The organism is Shinella sp. GW821-FHT10F02 (genome assembly GCF_058809275.1).
Window position 1 is genome coordinate 175213 of record NZ_JBXASL010000001.1, and the last position, 21400, is coordinate 196612.

22 protein-coding genes are annotated in these 21400 nt (G+C 56.9%); 16 read left to right on the forward strand and 6 right to left on the reverse strand.

The features are described from left to right. Positions 1-11: 11 nt before the first annotated feature. The 3 genes from AC1RWL_RS00860 to AC1RWL_RS00870 are packed head-to-tail and all read right to left on the reverse strand — an operon-like array spanning position 12 to position 2329. Complete coding sequence (locus tag AC1RWL_RS00860; protein ID WP_493093675.1) at positions 12-818, reverse strand: ABC transporter permease; 807 nt, start codon at positions 816-818, stop codon at positions 12-14. Beyond that, on the reverse strand, positions 815-1540 hold the full coding sequence (locus AC1RWL_RS00865; protein WP_493093674.1) for an ABC transporter permease: 726 nt from the start codon (positions 1538-1540) through the stop codon (positions 815-817). The genes AC1RWL_RS00860 and AC1RWL_RS00865 overlap by 4 nt, the downstream gene beginning before the upstream one ends. A gap of 39 nt (positions 1541-1579) precedes the next feature. Continuing rightward, positions 1580-2329 carry an ABC transporter ATP-binding protein gene (locus tag AC1RWL_RS00870; protein WP_493093867.1) on the reverse strand — a complete coding sequence of 250 codons (750 nt, stop codon included), beginning with the start codon at positions 2327-2329 and terminating at the stop codon, positions 1580-1582. A gap of 663 nt (positions 2330-2992) precedes the next feature. On the opposite strand from AC1RWL_RS00870, the gene AC1RWL_RS00875 reads away from it, so the two are divergent. The 8 genes from AC1RWL_RS00875 (at position 2993) to AC1RWL_RS00910 (ending at position 10008) form a co-directional block, all read left to right on the forward strand. Continuing rightward, positions 2993-3778: an ATP-binding cassette domain-containing protein gene (locus AC1RWL_RS00875; protein WP_493093866.1), complete on the forward strand. Its 786-nt coding sequence runs from the start codon at positions 2993-2995 to the stop codon at positions 3776-3778. Positions 3779-3809: 31 nt separating this feature from the next. Beyond that, positions 3810-4583, forward strand: coding sequence for a substrate-binding periplasmic protein (locus AC1RWL_RS00880; RefSeq protein WP_493158185.1), 774 nt, complete (start codon positions 3810-3812; stop codon positions 4581-4583). A gap of 25 nt (positions 4584-4608) precedes the next feature. After that, a complete protein-coding gene (locus AC1RWL_RS00885; RefSeq protein WP_493093672.1) occupies positions 4609-5286 on the forward strand; it encodes an amino acid ABC transporter permease in 678 nt (225 codons plus the stop codon). 3 nt (positions 5287-5289) lie between these two features. Continuing rightward, positions 5290-6000 carry an ABC transporter permease subunit gene (locus AC1RWL_RS00890; RefSeq protein WP_493093671.1) on the forward strand — a complete coding sequence of 237 codons (711 nt, stop codon included), beginning with the start codon at positions 5290-5292 and terminating at the stop codon, positions 5998-6000. 39 nt (positions 6001-6039) lie between these two features. Then, complete coding sequence (locus AC1RWL_RS00895) at positions 6040-7425, forward strand: FAD-binding oxidoreductase (RefSeq protein ID WP_493093670.1); 1386 nt, start codon at positions 6040-6042, stop codon at positions 7423-7425. A gap of 595 nt (positions 7426-8020) precedes the next feature. Continuing rightward, complete coding sequence (locus AC1RWL_RS00900) at positions 8021-8431, forward strand: GlcG/HbpS family heme-binding protein (protein ID WP_493093669.1); 411 nt, start codon at positions 8021-8023, stop codon at positions 8429-8431. A 70-nt stretch (positions 8432-8501) separates the two neighbouring features. After that, positions 8502-9266, forward strand: coding sequence for an SDR family NAD(P)-dependent oxidoreductase (locus AC1RWL_RS00905; RefSeq protein WP_493093668.1), 765 nt, complete (start codon positions 8502-8504; stop codon positions 9264-9266). 1 nt (position 9267) lies between these two features. After that, complete coding sequence (locus tag AC1RWL_RS00910; RefSeq protein WP_493093667.1) at positions 9268-10008, forward strand: FadR/GntR family transcriptional regulator; 741 nt, start codon at positions 9268-9270, stop codon at positions 10006-10008. Between the two features lie 61 nt (positions 10009-10069). Here the strand turns inward: AC1RWL_RS00910 and AC1RWL_RS00915 are convergent, their stop codons facing one another. Further along, complete coding sequence (locus tag AC1RWL_RS00915; RefSeq protein ID WP_493093666.1) at positions 10070-10948, reverse strand: LysR substrate-binding domain-containing protein; 879 nt, start codon at positions 10946-10948, stop codon at positions 10070-10072. 140 nt (positions 10949-11088) lie between these two features. Between AC1RWL_RS00915 and AC1RWL_RS00920 the strand changes: the two genes are divergently transcribed. Beyond that, positions 11089-11475, forward strand: a complete 387-nt coding sequence (locus tag AC1RWL_RS00920) for an ectoine synthase (RefSeq protein WP_493093865.1) — start codon at positions 11089-11091, stop codon at positions 11473-11475. Between the two features lie 163 nt (positions 11476-11638). Here the strand turns inward: AC1RWL_RS00920 and AC1RWL_RS00925 are convergent, their stop codons facing one another. Then, positions 11639-12496, reverse strand: a complete 858-nt coding sequence (locus AC1RWL_RS00925; protein WP_493093665.1) for a helix-turn-helix transcriptional regulator — start codon at positions 12494-12496, stop codon at positions 11639-11641. A gap of 247 nt (positions 12497-12743) precedes the next feature. Here AC1RWL_RS00925 and AC1RWL_RS00930 point away from each other — a divergent pair, with 247 nt between their 5' ends. The 7 genes from AC1RWL_RS00930 to AC1RWL_RS00960 all read left to right on the forward strand — a co-directional run bounded on the left by AC1RWL_RS00930 (position 12744) and on the right by AC1RWL_RS00960 (position 20334). Continuing rightward, positions 12744-13913, forward strand: coding sequence for a pyridoxal phosphate-dependent aminotransferase (locus AC1RWL_RS00930; protein ID WP_493093664.1), 1170 nt, complete (start codon positions 12744-12746; stop codon positions 13911-13913). 592 nt (positions 13914-14505) lie between these two features. After that, a complete protein-coding gene (locus tag AC1RWL_RS00935) occupies positions 14506-16218 on the forward strand; it encodes a thiamine pyrophosphate-requiring protein (RefSeq protein ID WP_493093663.1) in 1713 nt (570 codons plus the stop codon). Between the two features lie 35 nt (positions 16219-16253). Beyond that, positions 16254-17450, forward strand: coding sequence for an aminotransferase-like domain-containing protein (locus AC1RWL_RS00940; RefSeq protein WP_493093662.1), 1197 nt, complete (start codon positions 16254-16256; stop codon positions 17448-17450). A gap of 78 nt (positions 17451-17528) precedes the next feature. Further along, positions 17529-18260 carry a transporter substrate-binding domain-containing protein gene (locus AC1RWL_RS00945; protein WP_493158187.1) on the forward strand — a complete coding sequence of 244 codons (732 nt, stop codon included), beginning with the start codon at positions 17529-17531 and terminating at the stop codon, positions 18258-18260. A 41-nt stretch (positions 18261-18301) separates the two neighbouring features. Further along, positions 18302-18958, forward strand: coding sequence for a glutamine ABC transporter permease GlnP (gene glnP / locus AC1RWL_RS00950; RefSeq protein WP_493093660.1), 657 nt, complete (start codon positions 18302-18304; stop codon positions 18956-18958). Next, positions 18955-19683, forward strand: a complete 729-nt coding sequence (gene glnQ, locus AC1RWL_RS00955) for a glutamine ABC transporter ATP-binding protein GlnQ (protein WP_493093659.1) — start codon at positions 18955-18957, stop codon at positions 19681-19683. Before glnP ends, glnQ begins: the two co-directional genes overlap by 4 nt. 177 nt (positions 19684-19860) lie before the next feature. Further along, positions 19861-20334, forward strand: coding sequence for a MarR family winged helix-turn-helix transcriptional regulator (locus AC1RWL_RS00960; protein WP_493093658.1), 474 nt, complete (start codon positions 19861-19863; stop codon positions 20332-20334). Between the two features lie 44 nt (positions 20335-20378). On the opposite strand, the gene AC1RWL_RS00965 is transcribed toward AC1RWL_RS00960, so the two are convergent. Continuing rightward, complete coding sequence (locus tag AC1RWL_RS00965) at positions 20379-21260, reverse strand: helix-turn-helix domain-containing protein (RefSeq protein WP_493093657.1); 882 nt, start codon at positions 21258-21260, stop codon at positions 20379-20381. Positions 21261-21400: the final 140 nt, after the last annotated feature.

A 21400-nucleotide genomic window follows, 5' to 3' on the forward strand; every position in this document is an offset into this window, starting at 1 on the left:
GAAGACAATGATCAGCCTATGCGACGAGGAACGCGACGCTCGATCAGTCTGAATGCAAGGACGATTACAGCTGTTATGCCCATGTAGACGCAGGCGACGAAAAGTAGGGGCTCGTAGGTGATGTAGGTTTCCTGGCGAATTCGGGTCGCAACTGAGAAGATGTCGACGACGCTAATCGTTGCGACCAAAGGCGTGGCTTTGAGCTGCAGGATTGCCTCACCAGAAATCGTAGGAAGGGCCCGGTAAACGGCCTGCGACAAATGGATACGCCAGAACGTCGTCGATCTCTTTAAACCGAATGCTTTGGCGGCTTCCATCTGACCCGAGGGCACATTTGCCAGTGCACCCCGCATGACTTCGCCCATATAGCCGGCACAGGAGAGGGTAAGAGCAACCACAGCATACGGCCACGCTTGCCTGAGATAAATCCAAAGTTCGGACTGTCGTATTTCGGGGAACTGCGGAAAAAGCGAACCAAGACCGTAGTATAGTAGCCACAACTGAAGGAGGAGAGGCGTCCCACGAATGATTGTACAGTAAGCTTGTGCCGGTAAGGAGAGCCAAAGCTGCCCCGAATTTCTTGCAAGACCTAGCAAGACGGCCAAGGCAAATCCTAGGCTAAATGTGACTGCCAGGAGCCAGATCGTGGTCCAAAGCCCACGAAGGAGCAGTTGCCAGTATACAGTAACCCATTCCCACTGCAGCGTAGTGCAGGCAACGACGACCAGCGCCGCAACCAAGATCCAGAATGCCACGTAATGAAGGAAAAATTTGTTCGTTCGGGACCCATGATCAGTGGAGGGAGAAACAATGGTCATCTGCTTGCTCCCGCCGACCGGATACCATGCCGTGCCCTTTTCTCGGCGAGAGAAAAGAGGACGCCCGATACGAGTGTGATGATCAGATACAATGCGCCCGCGGCGATGAAAAACGTGAAATATGCCTTCGTCGACCCCGCGGCCTGGCGAGTTTGCAACGTCAACTCCTGGAAACCGACGACAGCGAGCAGAGCCGTGTCCTTGGTGGCCATCAGCCAAAGGTTGGATAAGCCCGGCAGTGCGTGTGGCAGCATGGCGGGCGCCGTTATCTTTCTGAAAACTGCGGACGATGTCATTCCGAAAGACCGGGCGGCCTCGACCTCGCCGTGCGGCACCGCCAGGATCGCGCCGCGGATGATCTCCGTGGCATAAGCGCCCTGTACGAACCCTAGAACGATGATGCCGGCAGCCAGTCCATTGATGTCGATCGGTGGATAGCCAAGAGCTTCCAGGCCTGCATTCAAGCTAATCGTCCCGCCATAGTAGAGAATGAGAATCAGGACCAGTTCTGGAACGGCCCGGACAATCGTTGTGTACAGATCAAGGATATCGCGAGCGACCGGTCCTCCATAGATCTTTGCTGTTGCGCCAAATATGCCCAGCGTCAAACCCAAGGTGAAAGCGCCCACCGCGATTTGAAGCGATGCAACGAGTGCCCATAGCATCGGTCCACCCCAACCCGGTGGACTGATTGCCAGAAGATCGAAGAGTGACGGTTGCATGGGCGATCCTATTTTTGGCCGTGGAAGGCGAGGCGGCAGTTATCCGACTTTTGCGAGGAACTTCTTCAGTCGCTCGGATTTCGGAGCCTCGAATATGGTCTCCGGCGGCCCTTCCTCTTCGATGAGGCCTTGGTGAAGAAACACGACATGACTGGCCACCTGGCGCGCAAATTTCATTTCGTGGGTGACAAGAAGCATGGTGCGGCCTTCTCGCGCGAGATCACCAATGACTTTCAACACCTCGCCGACCAATTCCGGGTCGAGCGCTGATGTTGGCTCATCAAAAAGCATCACTTTTGGATCGACAGCCAACGCTCGGGCGATTGCCCCGCGCTGCTGTTGGCCGCCGGACAGGAAAGCCGGATACACATCCTTCTTCTCCTTGAGGCCGACGCGATCGAGCAATTGCTCCGCCCGTTCGATCGCCTCATTCCTGCCCATTCCCAGAACCGAAACAGGCGCCAGAACGACGTTTTCGAGCAATGACATATGGCTCCAAAGGTTGAAGCTCTGGAAGACCATGGCCAGCCGGGAGCGAATGCGTCTCATCTGCGCCGCATCGGCCGGAACGAGCCCTTGGTGGGCTCGTTTCAGGCGCACTTCCTCACCATTGATAACGATGCGGCCGTCTGACGGCGTCTCCAGGCAATTTATGCAACGGAGCATCGTCGACTTGCCCGAACCGCTGCCGCCGATAATCGCGACGACATCACCTTGCTTTGCCGAAAGTGAAACACCTTTCAGAACATGCAACGCGCCGAATTTCTTGTGAAGGTCCATGAGTCTGATCGCGTCGACGCCGACAGAATCGCCACGTTCTACATGGACTTTTTCATCCGCTTCCGCACTTCCCTGCAATATCGCTTCTCCTCCGAACACCCGCGATCAGACCATGTACGCAGGAGCATGATGCTCAACCATCCTCCCCGGGGAGGATGGTTGAGGCGGCAATGGCCGATAATTAGTTGAGGCTGGTTTTGTGGGAGGGGACGCAGCTTTGACATGAGGCGACGCAGGAGCTGACAGTTGAATCAATCTGACAAATGGATTCCTGCCTTGCAAACGAAACAGCCTGGTGCTGCGCAACGCCGTCGTCAAAAGACTATCTGCTTTGAGAGCATCATTGTGCACCGTCGTACTTGGACTACCATTCTTGCATTGGTTTCCCGGGAATTTATCGCCACGAACCACGATCCAGGCCCCGCCCTAAATTGCGGACTATCCTAGGCCGGCTATCGCATCGGCAATCGTTGGCCATTCGAGGAAAGGCAAATAAAACTCACATTTCGTACTAAAGAGTCAATTGTTCTGAGCGCTTCTTTGCTCAAGCATCTAGCATAGAGGAAGCGCCATCCAGATACCGTCTTAGCCAGTCCGCAATGCGTGGAGCCGCGATCGTCCGTCCGGGTACCTATCAACCCGATTGTGCAGAACAAGGTTGGAAGCCCAATGATGAAGTCAGAGCAAGCGGAACGCAGCCAATACTTGATGGCGGTCCGAAATCTTAGGAAGTCCTTCGGGTCTCTGGAGGTGCTGAAGGGCGTCGATCTTGCCGCAAACAAGGGCGACATTCTTACTTTGATTGGAAGCTCCGGCTCGGGGAAAAGTACACTTATCCGCTGCATCAACTTCCTGGAAGAGCCCAGCCAAGGCGAAATCGTCCTCAACGGCTCAATCTTTCCTGCTGTAAACGGTGGGAAGCGCTCCCGACGGCAGATTGCCGACTTGGTTGGCCTCCGCAGGAAGGTGGGAATGGTCTTCCAAAGCTTCAATCTGTGGCCGCACCGAACCGCGATCGAAAACGTCATGGAGGGACCAGTACAGGTCCTCGGAATTTCAAAGGCGGAAGCTCGGGATCGTGCGGAAGGCTATCTGAACAAAGTCGGCCTAGCAGAAAGAAGCCGCCACTATCCGGCTCAATTGTCAGGCGGCCAGCAACAGCGCGTAGCAATTGCACGCGCTCTTGCCATGGAGCCCGAGATCCTCCTTTTCGACGAGCCGACTTCGGCTCTGGATCCAGAACTCGTCGGCGAAGTGCTGCGGGTGATGCAGAACCTGGCCTTGGAAGGGCGGACGATGGTGATCGTCACGCACGAAATGCACTTTGCCCGAGAAGTCTCTTCGGAGGTTGTCTACCTCCAGGGGGGCAATATCGAGGAAAGAGGGAAGCCCGATGACGTGCTCGGAGCACCGAGATCACCTGCCCTTGCAGCATTCCTGAAGAGGTACAGATCATAATCAACCAAACACAAGGGGAATGAAAATGAGAATGATCCAAACACTATCGGCTGCGTTCATTATCGCTGGAGCAAGCGTAGTAGCAATCTCGTCGGCGAGGGCCGACGAAGTCGTCAAGGTCGGAATCGATGCGGCCTACAAGCCTTTCGCATATGTCGACGCAAACGGCGAGTTGGCAGGTCTTGAAGTCGATCTGACCAAGGCGGTGTGCGCCGATGCTAAGATCACCTGCGAAATCTCAAATGTTCCTTGGGATGGTATCTGGACGGCTTTGGAGACGGGGACCATCGACATGATCGGGACGACGGTCACCGAAACGGCGCCTCGTCTTGAGAAGTATGACGCCACTCGCATCATCTACAAGGTTGGATATGCTTTTCTCGTTTCGGAAAGCGCCGATATTTCCAAGGGCCTCGACGGTCTGAAAGGACAGCCGATCGGCACGATCGTGGGGACGCAGTCGTATTACGACTACATCAAAGCGACCCTTGGCGATGACGCTCAGATCCAGGGGTACGACAATCCTGACGCAGCCGTACTCGATCTCGATGCCGGCCGCATCGCGGCATTCCAGAACGATAGCCTGCAACTTCAGCAGCAGTTCGTGAGCACCGGAAAATACAAGCTCGCAGCCGAGCCGAGCTTCGACAAGAAGTTCGTCGGAGAGGGCAGGGGCTGGTTCTTCCGCAAGGGATCGGCCGACCTCGTTGCGAAAATCAACAAGGGATTGGACGCGGTCATCGCATCAGGCAAGCTTGACGAACTGGGTCTTAAGTATCTGAACACCAAGCTCACAACGCAGTGATGTATAAAGCGCAAGGTGACGAGCAATGATTGAGATCCCTGCGCCATATATGAGCTTCTGGCTGAAGGGTGCTGCTCTGACGCTGGGGTTGTCTGCGATCGCCTTTCCGATCTGCGTCTTGATCGGATTGGCGGTTGCATTCGCCAGCCTGTCTCCCAGCAGACCGACGGCCCTGTTTGGGGCGGCTTATATCAATATGTTTCGAGGACTGCCCGAGGTGATGGTCATCTTCATCGTCTTTTACGGTTCCAACATTCTCCTCGGCAGCATCGGATCGCTTGTTGGTCTCAGATTTGGAGGCGCGAATCCGACGATTGCGGCTATCGCCGCACTCTCAATCCAGTTTGGTTCCTACGCTGCGGTTATCTTCAAAGACTGGATTTCTGTGTTGCCGAAGGGCTATTCTGAGGCAGGCGCGGCGATCGGCATGACACGCTTTCAAGTTCGTCGGCGCATCGTGGTGCCTCTGGTGCTGCGATCAGCAACCCCGGCGCTGGGCAACCTCTTCCTCGTTTTGCTCAAGATATCGGCCCTGGCATCACTTATAGGCGTTCAGGAACTCAGCCGGTCGACCAGCATCATCGCTGGCTCAACCCGCGAACCCCTGATTTGCTACATGATTGCTGCAGTAATGTATCTGGCGATCTCTGCAATATCGGGGCTGATCCAACACCGTTTGGAATCAAAGGTGCAGGGAGGGTGACCGATGTTTAATTTTGCGATTCTTGAAGCGCCAGCTTTCTGGACGGCAGTCGTAAACGGGTTTTTCATCACCGTCGCGCTCACAGTTCTCAGCATGGGCCTTGGCTTTCTTTTGGGTGGCGCGCTCGCAGCAATGCATGAATATGGCGGCCGAGGAGTACGGTTGTTTGCCAAGGCGTATATCTTCATCTTCCGGGGTGTTCCGCTCCTTATCTTGCTGTTCCTTGCCTACTATGGTCTGCCACGTATTGCCTGGGTTCGAGCAAGCCCGCTCTGGGATCTCATTCTTAGTTCACCGTTCCGAACTGCGGTGTTCGTCCTCAGCATAAACAACGCCGCCTATCTCGGAGAGATGATGAGAGGTGGCCTGAAGATGGTGCCCCGCGGCATGCTTGAGGCGGCCGCTGCGGTCGGAATGACACGGCGGCGCGCCTTTTTCAGGGTCCATGCCCCAATTGCACTGCGTTCGATTTTGGGCAGTCTGGGAAACGAAACCGTGGCAGTTCTAAAGGCCTCGGCGATCACCAGCGTAATTACAGTCCATGACCTGATGGGGGGGCCGACCATCCATGGAAAGGTCTACCTCGATCCGCTCACACCGCTCCTCGTCGTCGGCGTTGTCTACGTGATCATCGTTCAGATCATCGATTTCACCGTAACGCGGATCCAGCAACATCTCGCGGTTCCGAGCACATCACCGGCGCAGCATCTGTGAGCAGCAGCGGTGTTGTCGGCCACGAGTCGGAGACTTCAAATGGATCTGGTCAAGGCTCTCCGTGAGCAACTGGGGAAAGACAAGTTTTTTGTTGGGGAGGAGATTCCCGCGAAATACTTTTCGGACGCATCTCTCCTGCCGCCTACAATGCCGATCGCGCTCGTGCGTCCCACCTCTGCCCCGGACGTATCTGCCACACTGCGCCTTTGCAGTGCTGGCCGGTGGCCGATTGTCATACAGGGTGGACTGACTGGATTGGTTGGTGGTGCGCATCCGCGGTCCAATGAAATTGCGATTGCAATGGACCGCATGTCCGAGATCGAAGAGATCGATATCGTAAACCGGACCATGACCGTCCAAGCAGGTGCCACCTTGGAGCAGGTCCAGATGGCGGCCGCGCAAGCTGGACTTTTCTACGGCGTGGATCTTGGTGCGCGGGGAACTTGCACCATTGGAGGAAATGTCGCGACCAACGCTGGCGGGGTGCAGGTGTTGCGATATGGCATGACCCGGCAGCAGGTCATAGGGATCGAGGCAGTGCTTGCTGACGGGACGATTGTCAATGCGATGAACAAGGTTCTAAAGAACAATACCGGATACGACTGGCCACAACTGGTGGCAGGCAGCGAAGGAACATTGGCCGTTATCACCCGTATCTGCCTTCGGCTCATGCCAACGCCCAAGCCGGTACTGACTGGCCTGTGCGCAGTACGTTCCGTTGAAAATGCCTTAGCGGTCTGCCGCCGGCTGCAGGAAAGGTTTGATGGAAAGCTTGTCACCTTCGAGGGCATGTGGCGCAACTATATGGAGGCCGGGGAGCATTGGGGTTTGTTGACGGCTCCCTTTGGCTCAGCCCCAACCGTGACGTTGCTCATTGAAGCCGCCTTGGGATTAGAGGAGGACGCGCGATCACTGTTCGAGAGCACCCTTTTCGAAATGCTGGAAGAGGGATTGCTCCACGATGCTCTTATCGCGCAATCGGAAGCCGACCGACGTCGGTTCTGGCAATACCGCGAAGTAAACTATGAATACCATCGGTGCGCGCCGAAGGAGCTTCATTACGACGTAGGAATCCCGCTAGATCGGCTTTCCGCCTATGTCGAGGCACTTGAGAGCTCTGCCTTGCGAACACTTCCCGATGGCCGGATCGTCGTATACGGGCATCTGGGCGACGGCAACTTGCACATCGCCGCTTATCCCGGCGATCCGGAGCAAGACACTGCGCCATTCGAAACAGCGCTTTATAGCGCCGTTCAGCAATGCAGGGGAAGCATCTCCGCCGAGCATGGCATCGGGGTCAAGAAATTAGACAAGTTGATCTATAGTCGATCTGCGGACGAGCTTGCGCTCATGAGAGCGATCAAGTTTGCGGTCGATCCGTATGCAATCCTGAACCGCGGCAGAGTCCTTCCAACAATGGGGTGAGATTGCCGAAGGCTCAAGGCTTAGGGCATGAGCAAACCAAGCCACCTCCGCACTTCCCCATAAGCTTCGCCTTATTGTAGTCCTCTCAGCGAGTATCGATGTCGAAAATTCCGCATCCGACCCTCTCGAGCTGATATTGAGAACCTGCCGCTGTCGAGTGCCGCCTACCTTATCTGTTCTCCTTCGAAATCGGCGTCCATGCTCCTCCATCCCCATGTTCAAGTACGCGCGCAAAACTCTAATCGAACGCATTCTTGCAAATGCCTTCAAATTGGTACACAATAAATACCATTATGGGGTTGCGGCCGATCCAGCGTCAATTCGCGTCACTGTCAAAACCTATTGGATATCGCCTGACCGCTTCTAGCCGGGAAGATCAAGCGTCCGACATTTGGAAAGTCGAGGAAGTTGAGGTCCTGCGTCTCCTTTTCTGGTTGTCGAAAGGCGGTTGCAGCTATTTCTCGCGAGATCCGTCCTTCGCCAAAAAAGCCACGCTATGATCTTCTCGAGTGCGCCAACTTGGGGATTTCTGCAAGAAAGAATGGCGCTAAAAACACACCTTAGCTAAATCTGTCGATAGTTTGTAGAGGACACGATGTCAGAATATTCAACGGAAGAGCTACTCAACGCCGTGAAAGCCGGGCTCGAACGTGCCGAAAAACTAAAGGAGCCATCGAGCATTGCGGTATGTGATGCGGGCGGCAACTTGATTGCGTTCTGCCGTTCGCCAGATGCAGCGTTCGGCGGAGTTGAAGTCGCCATCGGAAAGGCTTACACAGCGGCCGCCTTCCGAACCAAGACGACCGACCTGCTGCAGGATTCTCAGCCGGGAGGCGAATTCTACAGCCTCGTCGCAGCGAACCCATCCCGGCCCTTTGTGGTGTTCGGAGGCGGCGTTCCTTTGTTTCGTGGAGGAGCTTGTGTTGGCGCGGTCGGTGTTTCAGGCGGTCCCGTTGACGCAGATATCGATATTGCGGCGGTGGTATGCGAAGCATTGGAACGCTAAGCTGTCGGTTCTGGACGTCACTGTCCGCTCTTGATATTGCATGTGTGAGGCTCTCATTTCCAAGGTTAAGATGCAGAAGCGCGCGCTTGAGAACCAGGTAGCAATCATCACAGGTGCCGCGAACGGATGTGGTCGCGCAGCCGTGAAGTTGTTCCTTGAAGCAGGCGCCAGTGTCGTGGGCGCTGATCTGGACCTAGCGGCAGGCGAAAGCTTGGCGCGTCTGGTGAGTGACGAGCGCTTTGTGTTCGTTCACGCTGATGTTTCGAAAGCCGAAGATGTCAGCCGCGTCGCCGATACAGCCAGATCTCGATTTCAAAGAATCGACATCGTGCACAATCAGGCGGGCGCAATTATCGTGAAGCCACTGCTTGAGTTCTCCGAAACCGACTACGAGTTCGTCCTCAACAACAACTTGAGAAGCGTGTTCCTAATGACCCAGGCGGTGCTGCCGGACATGTTGCGGCAGGGGCGTGGCGTATTCGTCAATACCTCTTCGGTATCAGGATCAACGGCAACACCGATGGAGACGATCTACTGTAGTTCCAAGGCAGCCGTGACGCAGTTCACGCGCGCAGTAGCGGTGGAGTTCCGGGACAAGGGAATTAGGGCAAATGCCATTTGCCCCGGATTCGTGCGGACGAAACACGGGGAAGTTGAAATGGAGCAGCTCCGAAAACTCGGAATCAACGCCTCTGAACGAGATATTGCCGCTTTGCAGGGACGCATGTGCGAGCCAGAGGAAGTGGCACGGGTAGCGCTCTTCCTGGCCTCCGAGGATTCGGGTTTCATCAACGGGGCCGAGATTCCGGTCGACAATACGTTCACGGCAATTTGAGATGTTCTGGTCGGGACGCCAACTAGAACAGATGCCGTTTCACGGCGCCGCAGTCCGGTTCATCAGGCGGCAGATTCACATCGGTCGGCTGCACCCAAATGAGCAGCTTCCTGCCGAACGCGTATTGTCAGAAACGCTCGGCATTTCCAGGGTAACCTTGCGGGAAGCAATTGGTGTCCTGGAAGAAGGTGACTACGTCGTTTCACGACGTGGAGCAAAAGGAGGGACATTCGTTACCTCCAGCTCCATGCTGGATGAGATAGCGCGCCGTCACCTCACGCGGGATCCTGGAGGCGCTTGGAGAATGCTGGAGTACCTCCAGGCGACATTTCTTGCCGCCTTAGATTACGCGTGCGACCGTCGCTCCCCCGCGCATCTTTCCACTTTCCGCGATATAGCTGAGAAGCTTGATGGGAGCGCTGACGGAGCGAAGTTGCGTGAAGCGCGGTTTGAGTTTTTCGCAGTAGTTGGCCTTGCGTCCGCCAATCACAACTTCGAAGAGGCAATTACCGTGGCGCTGGACGATCTGTTTCATCCAATTCCGGAGGACAGGCTGGTCCAGTCTCGTGATATATTGGCGAAAGCCTTAAACGAAACTCATGATGCGCTAAAGGCGCGAGATCGATCAACAGCGAGGAATGTGGGTGTCGTCGTTCTCGAGGACATCGGTAGGTCTCTGAATGATGCGATTGTCGTGTCTAGCCGAAACTTGAGCGCGAGTCCGGTGACCAACGCATGTTAGAGAACAGCCGCACAGCGACAGTGGTTCTCAGCCAGCCGCGATATAGCCCAATGACATGGTTTCATACGATAGGTTGCACCGCTATTAGGTTTTGAAACCAGTTGCAAAAGATAGTCGCGGATTTTGACCGCCCTTCTTTGCTGATCAAAAAGTAGCTTTCGTCGTCAAGAACGGAAACGGTCGATAGCACGATCAAGTCTCCATTCTCGATTTCCCTCCGGCAAACCTCGACTGGGCAAAGCGCCACGCCGTGTCCGGCGATTGCCGCCGTCGCGAGAAGATTGAAGTCCTGGAAAACGGGGCCGCGGTCTGCGCCGGCGGCTGACAATCCAGCCTGACGGAACCATTCCTGCCAATGGCTGACCTTTTCATCGTGCAGAAGATCAGCTGTGGCAATGTCCTGGTCGTTCATCACTAGGCCTTCGCGCTCCAGGTAGCGAGGGCTTGCCACAGGTCGATTTACGCGCGAGAAGAGGCGCTCAGACGTAACGCCATCTGATGTGTCCGCTCCTAGCGTTATCAGCACGTCGCAACCGGTCTCTCGAAGCCGTTGCTCGGCCATCGCATATACCACCCTGACCGTAATGTCCGGACGCAGTGACAGAAAATTGCCGAGTGCGGGAATAACCCAACGCGTTGCGATTGATGGTATGCAGGCGACGGTAATCTCGGACTTGGTCCGGAGCTTCAACAAATCTACCTCCGCCGAGATGCGCGCAAGACTCGCAGTAAGAACAGCCGCCAGTTGCTCAACATCTGGAGCCAGCTTAACGCCACGTGTCTTCCGAAGGAAAAGCGGGCGTCCAAACCATTCCTCGAGCTGTCTGATTTGGTGACTGACGGCCGCGTGGGTGACGTTTAGCTCATCCGCGGCCCGGGAGAAGCTTTCCAGCCGGGCTGCCGCTTCGAGGAATCTCAGCGCACCCAATGGAGGCATCATGTGTAAGCTTTCCTCACATGGGTGTTGAGAGATCGTCGTTTGTCGGCTCCGTGAGCATCGAGAATATAGCGCATGTGCGCGAAGGAAAAGACTTCCATCCCGCCGCTGATGTCAATTTTTCTCATAGTTTGGAGGGCCGCATGTTCGTGCGCAGTTTGAAGGATGTTGAAGTGACGGATTACTTTGTTGAATGGGGCAGTGGAACGAGCCACCGCCTGTTGACCGAAAAGGACGGCATGGGGTTTACGGTTTGCCACACGGTGGTTCGCGCAAATACCACCTCGCTTCTCGAGTACCGCAATCATCTTGAGGCTTGCTATTGCATCGCAGGCGAGGGTGAGGTGGAAGACATGGAGGGGAACATTTATCCGATCCGAAAAGGTGACATCTATGTCCTCGACAAGAACGACAAGCACTATCTCCGCGGCGGCCAGGATCAAGACCTGATTCTTGTCAGCGTCTTCAACCCTCCACTCAAAGGCACGGAGCGTCACAATCTTAGTGGCGCGGACGGTTCCGCCTACTGAAAGCCTGAAAGTTCGTGTTTCCATTCGTAGAAACGCAGCGCTGATCCGCGATGGGCGGCAGGGCCACTTGGGCTCGAGCCGCCCGGTCCGTTTTTAGGGAGAGGCGCTTTTAGGCCATCCAAAACCAAGGCTACACTTTCAAAAGTTCGTGCAAACAGCCGCGTCAAAGGGTCTGGAGAGAAAGCGCATACAATTCATACTGGGTCGCGATCCCCAGCTTGGCGTAACTATTCTTCCGATGTGTTTTCACCGTTGTCGGGGAAATGCCCAGGTGGAGGCTGATTGAGAGTGTTGAGTGCCCCCTGAGAAGAAAATCTACAACCTCCGACTCGCGAGGACTAAGTTCCGCGAAGCGGTCGGTCTCTTTTTTATGAGCATCGGCGCCGAGAGGCGGACGCTGAACGATATGCCCACCAACCGTTTTCCAATAGCGATTGATCGCGGCCTGCAAGAACGGGACGATCAAAACGAGACCTTCCACTTCTTTCCGGGAGAACCCTTTCTCGCTCCATGGCCGTGAAAGTGAAATCTCGGCGCAGCGACGGTCAGGCAAACTCAAAGCTATGCTAACCTCTTCGCGAGACGGCGGCCATCCACGTGTCAAGTATCCGACCTCTTCACTTTCGCGTCTCACGACGGGGTAGGACGGTAAATACTCGTCTTGATCCGGGATGTCGGAGGCGAGGTCACGCATTCTGTAGGCGCCAGGATGAATGCCAGACCGATACCTCTGATAAAATGGATCTATTGCGTAGGTTTTACTGATGTAATTCTGAAAGCCTGCCGCATGACGTCGTCGAAACGTACCTTCGAAGAGATTGATCGGAGCTGCGTTGGGGCTGTAGACGAATTGAATGCAGTTGTCGAACGGCAAGAGAGTGCCGAGTCCATTTGCAAGGACTTCGGGTAGCTTAGGCGCGTCGAGGTGTTCAACGATCTCAGCGCTGGCCAAAGCCCACTCGGCGGGAAGCTGTCGCGTTGCCGCGCTGCTCAAGGAAGCTGAATCAAATGCCGGCGTCATTGGCAACCCCCCCCCCGCAAACCAACCTAACTGCGCAACTTTATTTTAGACCGCACACACGGGAAACTGCAATGATCGGGCTTGTTTTCCGTATGCGCAAATGGTGATTTTCTTCGCAGATAGGACAATTTCGCTCTCCTCCTCTCTTGGGAGGATGGTGTCCGATTGGGTTGAAATCCTAGGTAGGGTGACAAGGCCGACTGCTTGACGATTGAAGCAGGCTGCAAACACCGATCGGAGGATGTCAATGTCGCTCACATCTGCACTTAGGAGGGAAGCGCGCCACGCGCCCGTCAGTGATCTGGAGGCGATCTCTAACTACGGTCGCATGAAGCCGGGCCTGATCCCGATGTGGTCTGGAGAAAGTGATCTCACGACTCCTGATTTTATCCGCGGCGCCGCCCACGAAAGTCTAACTGCGGGAGAAACTTTCTATACATGGCAAGCCGGCCTGCCCGACTTACGCCAAGCGCTATCCGATTTTCATCGACGGCATTTTGGTAAAGTGATCGATGCAGAGGAATTCGTGGTTACGAGCGGCGGCATGCACGCAATTACGCTCGCGCTGCAGGCCACAAGCGGCCACGGCGATGAGGCGCTTTACTTGAGCCCCGCGTGGCCCAATTTCGCGGGCGCGGCAGGGCTTGCAGGTGTCACGGCAGTTCCGGTCCCACTGATCGAAAATGAAAGTGGCTGGCACTGCGACCTCGAACGCCTGGAGGCCGCGATCACGCCGCGCACGCGTTCCATCTTCTTTAACTCGCCTTCCAATCCGACTGGCTGGACGGCCGATCTCGATACACTTCGTGCAGTGCTCACGCTTGCGCGCAAGCACGGGCTTTGGATCATCGCCGACGAAGTTTACTCCCTTTTTCACTTTGGAAAGACGCGAGCGCCTTCATTCTTGGATGTCGAAGAGGCGGGCGACCGGCTAATCTACGTCAATACATTTTCCAAAAACTGGGCGATGACTGGGTGGCGAGTTGGCTGGATGCGGGGCAACGCGGAACTGTCACGGACCTTCGAAAATCTGATTCAGTATTCTTCATCAGGCGTCGCCGAATTCCTGCAAAGAGGGGCGATTGCCGCGCTTAACGACGGAGACGACTTCCTAAAGGAGCAGATTGCTCACGCCTGGATTTCACGCGACATGGTGTGCAGGATTCTGGGAGCGTCCAATCGTGTTCAGTTCTCTGTTCCCACCGGCGCATTCTATCTCTTTTTCAAGGTTGATGGGGTGACCGAGTCGAACAAGGCTGTGTTTGACATCGTCGACAAGGCGAATGTCGGACTTGCGCCAGGACGCGGATTTGGCGAGGCTGGTGAAGGCTACCTTCGCATGTGCTTTCAACGCAGCTTGGGCCAAGTCGAAGAAGCATGCGAAAGACTTGCAAGCTGGATCGCCCGATATCCTTAGCCCAAGGCGAATAGCGGTGGAGAGAGGTTTGCTATAAAGCCGTTTTCCCGGTGTTTGTGCGAACGCCTCATCTTAGACATCAAGTGTCCTACCGTCATCGGCCCGGACGGTGCAGCCGGGGTCCCGCATGCTGATCAGCGAGCCTTGGCACGTGCGGAGCGGGGACGCTGTCAGGGCGTTCAAGCATCCCGTGCTCAGGCGCGCCTCGGATTTACATTGAGAACAGGTGATCTGTTGCCCATGGGATCTCTGCCCATGTAGGCGAACTCAATTGGCTCAGCCCTCAGCTATCATACGAGTTATGGGCCTGCGCCCGAATGGCAGGATTCTATGAGCTGGCGGTCTCGTGTGTGCCGTCGAGATGCCTGTTCCCGCCTCATCTGGGCTGCGGCAGACTGAAGGCCTGATAAGCAATTTTCAGCGCCATCAAGGGCGGTATCAGGTCTGAGAATTGAATTCCAGAAAGACCCAGAAGAGCTGAGCTTCAGCGGTTGCCGCGGGCAGATAGTCGGTGCCACAATTAAATGTTTGACATAAAACTGTTTGATGATAAAAAGTTTTATATAAAACACAACACGGATTGGGAAGCACAATGCTCAAGGGCGCCTCGAACTCCATGACTGCTGGCGGCGCATTGTTAACGCGCCTCAAGGCTTTGGGTATCGACTACATGTTCGTGAATTCAGGAACGGACTTTCCTCCGATCGTGGAGGGGCTCGCTGAGGCGGAGCTGCTTGGTAAGTCGCTTCCGACCGCTGTGATCGCACCACACGAAAACGCTGCCATGGGGATGGCCCACGGCTATTACCTGGCGACGAACCGGCCGGCAGTTGTAGCGGCACATACCAATGTGGGTCTTGCCAACTGCTCCATCGGCGCGATCAACGCTGCCATGGAGCAAGCCCCGATCCTGCTGATGTCGGGCCGTACGCCCGTAACCGAAGGAGGTCGCTTTGGAAGCCGCACGGTTCCCATCGGCTGGGGGCAGGAAATGCGCGACCAGAACGCGCTCGTTCGCGAAGCCTGCAAATGGGACTACGAACTGAAGCACCCGGAACAGGTTTGCGATATCCTGGATAGGGCGATGGCCATCTCGATGTCTGAGCCTCGCGGGCCTGTCTACCTCAGTCTGCCACGCGAGGTTCTTTGTGAGCCCTGTCCCACCGCATCGCTGGAGGATGCCGCGCGCATCGCGCCGACGGAAGTAGCGCCTTCCGCGGCAGCCCTAAAATCCGCGGCAAGAATGATTGCGGAGGCGGAACACCCGGTGGTCATCGCGCAGCGCGGGCCGAAGAGCATATTCGGCTTCGAGTGCCTGGAGAGGCTGGCCCATGACTGGGCGATTCCCTTCATCCAATACTGGATGATCTCACCGTCTATATCGTTTAGTCATCCGATGCATTGCGGCGACGATCCGTCGGACCTGCTTGCCATTGCCGATCTCGTCATCGTGCTCGACTGCTTGGCGCCATGGAATCCGGACATCCACAAAACCACCGCGGCAAACGTGATTCATATCGGCGAGGATCCGCTCTACATTCGTTTCCCAGTCCGCAATTTCAAATCCACCCTCAGCCTCCCCGGCCAGGCCGCCTTGATATTCGCTGATCTTGCAACCGATTTGCAGCCCCTCAGGGAGGCTCAAGCCGAAGTGATCGAAGCGCGTCGGAGCCGGGTGCGAACATACAATGAAGAACGCAGAAGCAAATTGGCGCGGCAACTCGACGCTCGGTCCAGGGCGGCGCCGACCAAGGCTTGGGTGAGCCATTGCCTCAAGGAGGCAATCCCCTCGGGGCGCCCATACACCGTGTTTTCCGAACTTGGCTGCCTGCCGGAGGTTTTTGTGCCGGAAGGGCAGGGGAGTTGGTTCCAGGAACCGCATTCCGGTGGACTGGGATTTTCGTTTCCAGCCGCGCTCGGCATGAAACTGGGAGCGCCGGACCGTCTCGTCGTCGCGACAATGGGCGACGGCTCCTACATGTTCTCCAACCCTGTCGCCTGCCACCAGATCGCGGAGGCATATGAAATTCCGATCCTCGTGGTGGTGCTCAACAATGCCGGGTGGCAAGCCGTCAGGAAATCCGTGACGGGACTTTATCCGAACGGCGCGGCCGCCAGATCCAACAAAATGCCACTCGTCGATCTCTCTCCATCGCCTGACTTTACGAAAGTCGCCGCCGCGAGCAGGGCCTGGGCGGCCCATGTCGACAGCTGCGAAAAATTGCCAGACGTGTTGTCAGAGGCGATCCGGATCGTCGAAAGCGAGCGCAGACTCGCATTGGTCGAAGTCTCGATCTCTGACTAGGCCCCGTTCCCCGCACCACGCACAAGAGACAAGCCATGTTAGATTTTTCAGACAAGTTCTCTGACATCGCGAAACGATCGATCGGGTCAGCCATACGCGACCTCGACCGTATGCCGCGCCACCCTGATACTATAGGCTTTGGCGCCGGAGCGCCGGATCCAACGACATTTCCGATGGGGAGGCTGCGACCCATTTTTGCAGCGGCTTTCGACGACCCCGATTTCCGTCAGGATGGCCTGCAGTACGGACCAACCGAAGGAACGTCAAAGCTTGCTGCACAAATTGCGGCGGACATGGAGACGTTGAGCGTTCTAAGCGCTAGATCGAACATCCTCGTCACGAATGGTTCTCAGCAGGGTATTCACTTTGTTTGCGAGGCGCTCCTCAATCCTGGCGATGTCGTTGCCGTAGACAACGAAACCTACCCCGGTGCACTTCAGGTCTTTGCCGCTCGTGGCGCTCGTGTCCTGACCTTCACGGACGTGTTGGAGACCGGTGCGAGATGCAGGCTGATCTACACCGTTCCGACATTCCAGAATCCCACCGGCGCCACCTATTCGCGAGAACGTCGACGGGAACTCGTCGCACTGGCAAGAAAGCTTGACGCCATCATCATTGAGGACGATCCCTACCGTGCCGTCCGATATGAGGGCCATCACCTGCCCACGATCCAGTCCCTGGATTGTGAAGACCGGTCCATAGAAGACAGCCGTGTCGTCTATCTCGGTACGTTTTCAAAGTCCCTGTTTCCGGGCACGCGCATTGGCTGGATGGTGGGTTCGTCGCGATTGATCGAGCAGGCGACACTTCTCAAACAGACTGAAGACCTCCAGCCGGCATCACTATCCCAGGCGATTCTGTCGCGGCTTCTTGAATCGGATCTCGCTGATTTTCGCGAAAAGGCGCTTTCGATCTACCGAGCGCGTCGGGATGCGATGTCGGCTGCGTTGCGAGAGCATATTGGAGATCGCGCCACATGGAATGAGCCGGAGGGCGGGTTCTTCTACTGGCTTACGCTTGCCCGCAACATCGACACCCACGCGCTGTTGTCTCGCTGTGCTGAAATCGGCGTCACATTCATCCCCGGCGCGGCATTTTCCACGCGTTTCACCCAGCATAACACCCTGCGCCTCAGCTTCTCCCATGCTCCGGTGGCGCGGTTTGAAGAAGGAATCAAACGCCTCGCGAAGGCGATTGATGACAGTGGGGCAGGACCCGCCTCGCTCGTCTAGAGAGTGGTCCAAGAACGGCACCACAGGGTGCATAGAAAAACCAATCAACGAATGGGGAATGAAATGAAAAAGGGATCAATGATCTATGCCTTTGCCCTGGCGTTCGCCACGCTCACGGCAAACATGAGTTCGGCGGCCGATCTGGCTGTTGGCACCGACAAGGAGAACAAGCCGTTCAACTTCATAGAAGCGGGCCAGCGCGTGGGCTTCGACCAGGATATCTGGGCTGAAGTGTCGAAGGAACTGGGGCAGGGTTATGAGGTGACCGCCATGGATTTTTCGGCGCTCGTACCGGCGTTGCAGACAGGCTCACTCGATATCGCGATCGCCAGCATTTACGTAACGGAGAAGCGGAAGGAGGTCGTGGAGTTTTCCGACCCCTACTACGAGAGCGCGTTGGGCATCATGGTTTCCAAGGATAACAAGGACATCACTGGACCGGAGAACCTGAATGGCAAACGGATCGCGTCGGTCACCGGTGGCGTCGGCGCAAAGTGGGCCAAGGAAAATCTCCCGGGCAGTGAACAGCGGCTCTTTCCATCCGTAACGGAAACCTTTCTCGAACTTGAATCCGGCAGGGCTGATGCCATCGTGTTCGATTTTCCAACTCTTGCCTATTACGCCAATACTGCGGGCGCGGAGAAGGTCAAGATGATTGCGGTGCCGGTCGGAGAGGCGATCCCCGTCGCGATCGCCCTGCCAAAGAGCAGCCCATGGACCGCGCAGATCAACGCGGCCCTCGCAAAGATCCGCAGCGATGGCCGCTATGACACGATCTACCGTAAGTGGTTCGGCGCGCCAGCCAACTAGGCGAACCGGGATAGTCCCCCTCTGACGGAAGGAATCGGAAAATGAGCTTCGACTGGTCAGCCGTCTGGGATGCGTTGCCGCAACTCCTTGTCGGCGCGAAAGAGACGATCTGGCTGGCCGTCATATCCCTTTTGGGGGGTATGATGGCCGGCATGGTGCTCGGGATCGCCAGGGCTTACGGGCCCTGGTTTCTCGCGACGCCCGTAAAACTCTATGTCGGCGTTGTCCGGGGCACGCCGATGGTCGTGCAGGTCATGTTCCTCTATTTTGCCGTGCCACTGGTCCTCGACATTCGCATGCCGGCGGTTGCGGCGGGCATTCTCGCCCTTGTCATCAACTCGTCGGCCTATCTTGCCGAGATCGTTCGCGGCACGCTGCTGTCCGTGCCCAAGGGCCTGACCGAAGCGGGGCTTGCCATGGGGCTGCCCTTTCCGCGGGTGTTGCAGAACGTCATCTGGCCCGTGGCTTTCCGGCGCATGATCCCGATGCTCGGCAACCAGTTCATCATCACGCTCAAGGATACGTCGATCCTCATCGTGATCGGTGTCGGCGAACTGACCCGGACCGGTCAGGAAATCATGACGGAGAACTACCGGGCGATCGAGATATGGGCGGCCGTCGCCATTCTCTATCTCGTCATGATCAGCGGGCTCGCACAGGGTCTTCAAATCCTGGAACGCCGGATGGAGCCGCTATGACCATTCTCGAATTTCGAAACGTCGTCAAAAGGTTCGGTCCTCTCACCGTCCTGAGGAACATCGACCTTCAGGTCGAGCGCGGCGAGATCGTCTGCCTGATCGGCCCCTCCGGTTCCGGCAAGTCAACGCTGCTCCGTTGCATCAATGTGCTGGAGACGATCCAGGGCGGCGAGATCTTCGTCGACGGGCTGAGCGTCCGGGGAAGAGCGCACGACATCCGCCACATCCGGCTGGAGGCGGGCATGGTCTTCCAGCACTTCAACCTGTTCCCGCAGCTGACAGCGCTTGAAAACGTCATGTTCGGACCCGTAAAGGTGCGCGGAATGAGCAAGAGCGACGCGCAGGAACTGGCCCTGGATCTGCTGGAGAAGGTTGGGCTGAAAGACCGCGCCCACCACTATCCGCGGCAATTGTCCGGCGGGCAGCAGCAACGTGTCGCCATTGCCCGGGCTCTGGCGGTGCGCCCACGCCTGATGCTCTTCGATGAGCCGACCTCGGCGCTCGATCCGGAGCTGCGCCAGGAAGTGCTGAGCGTCATGAAAATGCTTGCCGGCGAAGGAATGACCATGATCGTGGTCACCCATGAAATTGGCTTCGCCCGAGAGGTGGGCAGCCGCTTGTTGTTTATGGAGAACGGCGAGATCGTCCACGATGGAGAACCGCGGGACCTGATCGCCAATCCGCCGAGCGAGCGCCTCTCCCGCTTCCTGAAACACATCAACTGACGGCCTTTCCTTCGCGGGTGGTGGCAATCCTGCCGCCATCGGTGTCTCCACCCCGCCTTCCCCTTTCAGCCGGAAGCAGTCCCGCCCCCGCGAAAAGGGCGGTACATTGCGTGGGCGTCGTGTTAGGTCGATCCTGACGCGCGGCGTTTCATCGAGCTTGTTAGGGTGCATGGCAGCATGAAGAAGAAACCGGGAAATGAGCCCAGATCGTTGATGGAAAGCGACGGTGCGGCCGGCTGGGATATGGAAGATGAAGTCGGCTATTACCTGCGCATCGCGCAGGAAGCGGCGGTGAAGTCGTTGCAGAGAAGCGCCGTCGAGTTCCGGCCGGGCCGTCTGGCCATGCTGAATGTCATCGCGCGCAATCCAGGCCTGAGCCAGACCGATCTCAGCGCGCACAGCAGGCGGGACAAATCGACCATCACGCCCGCCATGGTGCAGTTGACCAAACTGGGACTGATCGAGCGCCGTCGCGTCGACCAGCGGACCTACGGCCTCTATCTCACGCAAACGGGCGAGGAACTGCGGCGCAGGCTCAGCCAGGCGGCACACGAACACGATCTCGCCATCACCGAAATCATCGGCGCCGCCAACAAGAAGACACTCATAGATCTGCTGACCCACCTCACCAAGGCGCTGGAAGCCGTCTAGCCGTTCTGCAATGCTAGCGGCAGGCTATTGCAAGTGCAGACTTATCAAGGCCATGCCGCATAGGATGACCGTTCCCGTTCGATGCGGCCGAGATTGCCCTGCCGAAAGGCTCGTGGCGACAAGCCCGTCATGCGTTTGAAGAACCGGCTGAAATAGGTGACGTCGTCAAAGCCCAACAGCATGGCGACCTCGGATATCTGCAGGGGCGATTTCTCGATGAGGTTTGCGGCCTCCGTCGCGAGCCTGTCATGGATCAGCTCCATCGGGCTTTTGCCGGTGACCCGCCGCACAGCGGAATTCAACCGGTCCGTCGTGACGTTCATGATCTTCGCATAGTCCGAGACCGAGAGATGTTGCCGCTTCCTCAGGTCGACGAGCTGGACGAACGCCCTGACGATCGTCCGGGGAGAAGGCAACGGCCGCGGCGCTGCCGCCAGATCCGTGGACCGCCAGAGTGCCACCATCAGAAGGCCGATGCGATGGCGGATAACGTCTTCCGCGCCCAGCTCACCATTCAACAGCTCCCGGGCCAGGATCTCGATGGAGTGGACGAACTCGTTCGCCTGATCGGAAGCGATCACCGAGCCGACGATCGGCCGCGTCAGCATCTCTGTGACGGGAAGGAATGCCGCGCCCGCCGGCATGGCCGCGCCGAGCTGGGAATCCGGCAGCGATAGCAGCGCGGCGCGCGCACCGGCTGCAAACACGACGGTGCCGCCGGCACCGGCGGGAAGCCAGATCAGGCACGGCCCGGAGATTTCCACGGTCGACGGGCCGAAGGTGAGCGAGCCTGTCCCCGCAGACAGGACGACGAATTGGTTGTGGTGGCCCTGGAACGTCCAGGCGGTATCGCTCAAGGCCCCGTTCAGCGACTGGGCCTCGACATGAAGACGCAGGGACGGTTTTTCAACGGCAATGTTTTTCACGCGCCACTCCGTGAAAAGTCCAACTCATTCCCTCAAAAGTCTATTCTGTGAGCACCTGCTGAACAATAGCCTTATCGCATTCCATATGGCTTCGCCTGAGGCCTGATGGAGGAGGAAGCCCGGTTGGGGCTATGAGGAGG